Consider the following 6460-nt stretch of genomic DNA (forward strand, 5'->3'; position numbering starts at 1 on the left):
TACAGATACCAAGTACACTCGAAAGGATTATGACAAAACATGCAATCTACGCGTGAGTTTTTCCTCGAAATTATTTTTTGAGGCAATCCCCCCAATTGTACGTGGCGAAGGTGCTACCATCAGGCGGGCGGATATTGGTAAAAGGATGTTGGCGGTAGCGTTTTCTCAAGCTGCAAGGGACTTGAGAAAATGTTTACAACCATACAACCACATGAAGTTGCTTCTAAAATTGAAATGGTGATGGAGATATTCAAGCTGCGCAAGAAGGTTTTTGCTGACCAGTTGAACTGGGAGGTTCCGGTGAAGGGCGATCTGGAAATTGACGAATACGATGCGATGAACGCCAGCTACTTTGTTTGGGCGAGTGATGACGGTAAAACCCTCTATGGTTGTGTTCGACTGATGACCACCGCCGGCCCAACCCTTTTGCATGACGTCTTTGGCCGCACGCATGACTTTGACACCAATTTGCAACAAATTGACGTATGGGAAGGGACCCGCATGTGTCTCGACGAAGACGCGATTGCCCGCGACTTTCCTGATATGGATGCTGGCCGCGCCTTTTCTCTACTGCTCCTAGGGTTGTGTGAGGTCGGTCTGCATCACGGTATCAGTCGCCTTGTCTCAAATTTCGAACCTTGCATGAGCCGTGTCTATCGTCGGGCCGGTTTGAAATATGACCTTCACGGCAAGGCCGACGGATATGGCAAACGCCCGGTCTGCTGCGCCTCCTTTGCGGTGAACACCACAGTATTGGCTGAGATGCGGGCCAAGCTGGGGGTCGATTTGCCCCTGTATCAGGCACCGGCCACGGCGACCCGTATGGTGTCACCCGACAATTCCGGCGCTCCGGTGCAACAGGTGGCATGAGCTATAAAACAAGAAGAAGACCAATATGAAACAAAGCTACAGAAACGCTATTGAGCAGGGGGGAGACCTGATTGTCTCCGCCTTGGGCAAAGCAGAACGCCAGCTGTCAAAGTCGCCGGACGATCCCCGCGCGCTGGCATACAAAGGTAGTCTGCTTGTCCTGACCGCAACGGCATTGCACCACCCAAAGCAAGCGGTTTACCGAAAAAGCGGTCTCACCCTGTTGTGTGACGCCTTGAAAAACAGCGACGCAAGCAAACCTTGGTTTGCCGAACTGGTGTTTGTCGCGGCGGTTTCGCTTCTGAATGAACCGGAAACAGCAAAAAGCGATGATCAGGCTCGTGTATTGATCGGTCAGGCAATTGAAGGTGTGGGATTCGCAGATTTGACGCCATTTGAGCGTGTTGGTTTGCTTTGCGCCGCAGCCCGAATTGCACGGCTAGACGGTGACAAAGACAAAGAGCAGCGACTGTTGAGCAAAGCCCGCCAAACGGATCCGGGACTGGTAGAACAGGCCCTGCGCAGGCAGGTGCAAGGGGCCTGAGACCACAGGATTGCAGCGCGGGGGAGGGCGTTTGGTGGGGCGGGTTGTGCCCCCTTTCGCATGAGTTCGGGTTGAAACGCAGGTATCGAGCAGGTCCAGACCTCAGGTCGCGAACCAATAGGCTGGTGTTGCCCTAAATATGTTGCCCTATATATAGGGACTATTATTAACGAATACCCGCGTCTTGGTTTTCGGCGCACCACAGGGCCAACCGGGCCTGTTTTCCGGGCAAACCGCAAAACCCCCTAGACGCCCACGACCTTCCCTGTTACCTACGCGCAGTCTCAAGGCTCCAGATTCGTTCTGGGGCCTTGTGATCTTTTTCGCCGGGCACCTACGGGGGCCTAAACTCCTGAGGCTAACACCTCATTACATAGGCGGGGGAAACCCTGCTGTTTTAAACGGAAGTCAGAAAGCATGGCATTAAAGTCGTATAAGCCGACGACGCCAGGCCAGCGTGGGCTGGTTCTGATCGACCGTTCGGAGCTGTGGAAAGGTCGTCCTGTCAAAGCCCTCACCGAGGGTCTGACAAAGTCGGGCGGTCGTAACAACACCGGACGTATTACCTCACGTCGCCGCGGTGGCGGGGCAAAGCGCCTCTACCGTATCGTAGATTTCAAGCGGAACAAATTCGACGTATCGGCCACCGTGGCCCGTATCGAATATGACCCTAACCGGACCGCTTTCATCGCACTCGTTCAGTATGACGATGGCGAGCAGGCCTATATCCTGGCACCTCAGCGTCTCGCCATTGGCGACCGTATCGTTGCCAGCGCCAAGGCCGACATCAAGCCCGGTAACGCAATGCCTTTCTCCGGCATGCCAATCGGTACGATCGTTCACAACATCGAGCTGAAGCCTGGTAAAGGTGGTCAGATCGCACGCGCCGCGGGCACCTATGCCCAGTTTGTTGGCCGTGACGGTGGCTACGCCCAGATCCGTCTGAGCTCCGGTGAACTTCGCTTGGTACGTCAGGAATGCATGGCCACCGTTGGTGCCGTGTCGAACCCAGACAACTCCAACCAGAACTTTGGTAAAGCCGGCCGTATGCGTCACAAGGGCATCCGCCCAAGTGTTCGTGGTGTCGTTATGAACCCAATCGATCACCCACACGGTGGTGGTGAAGGTCGTACATCGGGTGGTCGCCATCCGGTAACACCTTGGGGCAAGCCAACCAAAGGCAAGCGTACCCGCAATACAAACAAAGCGTCGCAAAAGCTGATCATCCGCTCGCGCCACGCCAAGAAGAAGGGACGCTAATTAATGTCTCGCTCTGTTTGGAAAGGCCCCTTTGTCGATGCTTACGTCCTGAAAAAGGCCGAAAAAGCACGCGACTCGGGCAAGAACGAAGTTATCAAAATTTGGTCGCGTCGTTCGACAATCCTGCCGCAATTCGTCGGTCTGACTTTTGCTGTTTATAACGGTCAGAAACATATCCCGGTCAACGTGACCGAGGACATGATCGGCCAGAAATTCGGTGAATATTCGCCAACGCGGACCTACTACGGTCACGCGGCTGACAAAAAAGCCAAAAGGAAGTAAGCCATGGGCAAGGATAAAAATCCCCGCCGCGTGGCGGACAACGAAGCGATGGCCAAGCTGCGCATGCTGCGCACAAGCCCGCAGAAACTCAACCTTGTTGCCGGTCTTATCCGTGGCAAGAAAGTTGATCGCGCTCTGACTGATCTGACCTTCTCCAAGAAGCGGATCGCCGAAGACGTGAAAAAGTGCCTGCAGTCCGCCATTGCAAACGCTGAGAACAACCACGGTCTTGATGTTGACGAGCTGATCGTCGCAGAAGCCTATGTTGGTAAGAACCTGATCATGAAGCGCGGTCGTCCGCGGGCACGTGGTCGTTTCGGTCGTATCAACAAGCCGTTCTCGGAACTCACCATCAAGGTGCGTCAGGTTGAGGAGCAAGCCTAATGGGTAATAAAACAAACCCGATCGGTATGCGTCTGCAGGTGAACCGCACCTGGGACAGCCGTTGGTACGCTGACACCAAAGACTATGGTGATCTGCTGTTGGAAGACATCGCAATCCGCGATTTCATCCACAAAGAGTGCAAGCAGGCTGGTATTGCCCGCGTGATCATTGAACGCCCTCACAAGAAGTGCCGTGTGTCTGTACACACAGCGCGTCCTGGCGTGATCATCGGCAAAAAAGGTGCTGACATCGAAGTTCTGCGCAAGAAACTGGCGGCGATGACCGACAGTGAAGTGCACCTGAACATCGTTGAAGTGCGCAAGCCCGAGCTGGACGCCCAGCTTGTTGGTGAGAGCATTGCTCAGCAGCTCGAGCGTCGTGTTTCTTTCCGTCGCGCAATGAAGCGCTCGGTTCAGAACGCCATGCGTATGGGTGCCCTTGGCATTCGTGTGAACGTTGCTGGCCGTCTTGGCGGTGCAGAAATCGCGCGTACCGAATGGTACCGCGAAGGCCGAGTGCCTCTCCACACGCTGCGTGCAGACATCGATCACGCCCAGGTCAAAGCTATGACTCCCTATGGTATCATCGGGATCAAAGTTTGGATCTTCAAAGGCGAGATCATGGAGCATGATCCAGCCGCGCGCGATCGCAAGTCGCAAGAAGTTCAAGACGGTCCGGCCCCTCGTGGTGCTGGCGGCCGTCGTGATAATCGGGGGTAACTATGCTTCAGCCAAAGCGTACTAAATTCCGCAAGATGCACAAAGGCCGGATCAAAGGCCTTGCAAAAGGCGGTTCCGGTGTTGATTTCGGCACCTATGGTCTGAAGGCTCTTGAGCCTGAGCGTGTTACTGCACGTCAGATCGAAGCCGCTCGCCGTGCCATGACGCGTCACATGAAGCGTCAAGGTAAGGTGTGGATCCGCATCTATCCTGACACGCCGATCACTGCCAAGCCTATCGAAGTTCGTATGGGTAAAGGTAAAGGTTCGGTTGACCGTTGGGCCTGCAAAGTGAAGCCGGGCCGCGTCATGTTCGAAATCGACGGTGTTACCGACGAAGTCGCACGTGAAGCCCTGCGTCTTGCCGCGATGAAACTGCCGGTGAAAACCCGCGTTGTTGTTCGCGAAGACTGGTAAAGTGGTGGGGTAAAACCCCACCCTACCGCAAAATTGACCCCCGGCGTAGAGATGCGGCGGGGGTTTTTCTATGTACTTTGCGGGCATAAGTTTTTTGGTTTTGAAGACATCCATGTATTGTGCCGCTGTGTCTTCTTGGCGATCGCCACCTCCCCAAAAAGCGCGAGTGTACAAAAGGTTAACGTACCGTAAATTATGCCTACTACGGCTGTGGAGTGGTCATGCTTGAGTTCATCAAAGGAAAAATCAGCGTTTTGGTATCGAACGCGGCCAAGCGGGGGAACCCCTTGGCGCAAAAGCTTGTCGCCAATGAATTGCGCAGGTTCTACGGCTCGATGGCGGTGTCCCCGATTGTACCGGGCGCGTTTCGCATTCCTGATCCCGATGGCGACCCGGATGACGAAGATGATTTTGCCACGGTGCCATTGGACCCAGTGCCGGTTGATCCCGACCGGTTGATCGGAGAGCGTGTTTCCGACGCCTCGGTCAGCCTTGGGTTTTATGGCATGGGAAGCTGTGAGTTCTTTGGGCTTGAATTGCCCCAAGGCTGGCTGATCCTGCCGATCCGAGGGGCGGGCGGTTGGCTGCATCTTGATGGCCGCATCGTTCAGGATGAGAGCTATGACACGGGCGAGCCGCGCCCATGGATCGTTGACGCCGATGACCGCGCTTTTCTGGAACGCATGCAAGGGGCGGTGATCACGCAGGCGGATTTGGGGCCGATTTCATTGGTGCTTGAGTTCGACAACGGTGCGCGCTTGTGCCTTGAGGCCGATCCGGCGACCCGACCAAATCAACCCGGACTGGACACGCCGCGGGCTTTTGCCGAGGGGGATGACCTTGCCGATGCGGTGTTCCTTAGCCCGTCGGGGTTGATTTACGTCTAAAACAATCAATTCTGGACTGTTTCCAAAACGGCAGCTTGTCCTGGGGCGCTTTGGCCTGCAATATCAGCCGCATATTTGAGTATGCGAGGAAAAGCGATGTTAGCCGCAGCCCTATTAGGACTTCTTTCCATTGGCCTTTTGGCGACCCTGATTGACTCGGGGTCGGACAGTGATGACAGCTCGGATGACGTGGCTGAGCCTGATTTCGCGCTCGATGAAGAGGGCAACTTGGTCGGAACCGATGGCGATGACATCCTGACACGGTCTGAGCTAGAGGCTTTTGTCACGGCCGAAGTCGTGTCTTTGGGGGCTGGCAACGACCTGATAGATACCACATCGCCTGAAGGTGAGCCCAATGTGGGAATTTCTGCGGAATTTGAGATAGATCTGGGCGACGGGGATGACACCTTGCTCGGGCCGTTCTTCGGATCGACTATCCTAGGGGGCGACGGCGAAGACCTGATTGATGCCGAGGAAACCTACGGTGAAATCATGTCAATCGACGGTGGGGAGGGGAATGACACCATTGATGTGAACCTGTCGCCGAATGTGCATGTGCATGGTGGAGCCGGAGATGACGAAATTCTGGGCATTGGACGCGGGGCTTTGGGAACCGGTTACGCCACTGGTGTCACGGGCGGAGATGGAGATGACACGCTAAGCGTTGAGGCGTTAACCGAGTTTGGCGAAGGCTTAACAATGACGGATGTTTGGACCGTAGAAGGCGGTGCAGGGTCCGATCATTTTGTTGTGCAATTGGACGAGGGGGAGCGTGCGCCGGACGGTTCCGACTGGGATGATCTTGAGACCACTGATGGCACCGCTTGGCAAGTTGAGGCCGCGCGGTTCGATGATTTTGACCCGGTGACCGAAACCATCGAATTGCGGGTCGAGTCGGTGAATGACGATTATGCACTGGGGTCCGTTCGCATGACGGATGACGGCATTGTTGTACGGTACGAAAACACCTCGGGTGATCAGCTCGATCGTGAAGTGTTGATCCGGGTCGAGACGGAGGGGCTCACCTGGGATCAGGTGACGTTGATTGGCGCCGAGCGTTCGGTTCTTGAGCCGATTGCGGCGTAAGGTCGGCTTGAA

At 55.3% G+C, this 6460-nt stretch carries 9 protein-coding genes; all 9 read left to right on the plus strand.

Translation table 11 applies throughout. From position 1 onward, the window contains the following. Nucleotides 1-189 precede the first annotated feature (189 nt). A complete protein-coding gene (locus AC5EFR_RS01070; RefSeq protein ID WP_493574133.1) occupies nucleotides 190-870 on the plus strand; it encodes an acyl-homoserine-lactone synthase in 681 nt (226 codons plus the stop codon). 25 nt (nucleotides 871-895) lie between these two features. Continuing rightward, entirely contained in the window at nucleotides 896-1414 is a 519-nt protein-coding gene (locus tag AC5EFR_RS01075; protein ID WP_493574134.1) for a hypothetical protein, read from the plus strand. Nucleotides 1415-1831: 417 nt separating this feature from the next. Next, nucleotides 1832-2674, plus strand: a complete 843-nt coding sequence (rplB, locus tag AC5EFR_RS01080) for a 50S ribosomal protein L2 (RefSeq protein WP_299925055.1) — start codon at nucleotides 1832-1834, stop codon at nucleotides 2672-2674. 3 nt (nucleotides 2675-2677) lie between these two features. Next, nucleotides 2678-2956, plus strand: a complete 279-nt coding sequence (gene rpsS / locus AC5EFR_RS01085) for a 30S ribosomal protein S19 (protein WP_299925058.1) — start codon at nucleotides 2678-2680, stop codon at nucleotides 2954-2956. 3 nt (nucleotides 2957-2959) lie between these two features. Then, nucleotides 2960-3340: a 50S ribosomal protein L22 gene (rplV, locus tag AC5EFR_RS01090; protein WP_299925061.1), complete on the plus strand. Its 381-nt coding sequence runs from the start codon at nucleotides 2960-2962 to the stop codon at nucleotides 3338-3340. Beyond that, nucleotides 3340-4059, plus strand: coding sequence for a 30S ribosomal protein S3 (rpsC, locus tag AC5EFR_RS01095; RefSeq protein ID WP_431374484.1), 720 nt, complete (start codon nucleotides 3340-3342; stop codon nucleotides 4057-4059). Before rplV ends, rpsC begins: the two co-directional genes overlap by 1 nt. A gap of 2 nt (nucleotides 4060-4061) precedes the next feature. Further along, nucleotides 4062-4475, plus strand: coding sequence for a 50S ribosomal protein L16 (gene rplP, locus AC5EFR_RS01100; protein WP_431374483.1), 414 nt, complete (start codon nucleotides 4062-4064; stop codon nucleotides 4473-4475). 221 nt (nucleotides 4476-4696) lie between these two features. Next, nucleotides 4697-5362, plus strand: a complete 666-nt coding sequence (locus tag AC5EFR_RS01105) for a hypothetical protein (RefSeq protein WP_493574135.1) — start codon at nucleotides 4697-4699, stop codon at nucleotides 5360-5362. Nucleotides 5363-5458: 96 nt separating this feature from the next. Beyond that, nucleotides 5459-6448, plus strand: a complete 990-nt coding sequence (locus tag AC5EFR_RS01110; RefSeq protein ID WP_493574136.1) for a hypothetical protein — start codon at nucleotides 5459-5461, stop codon at nucleotides 6446-6448. The last annotated feature ends 12 nt before the right edge of the window (nucleotides 6449-6460 follow it).

It is taken from the genome of Pelagimonas sp. (genome assembly GCF_058892305.1).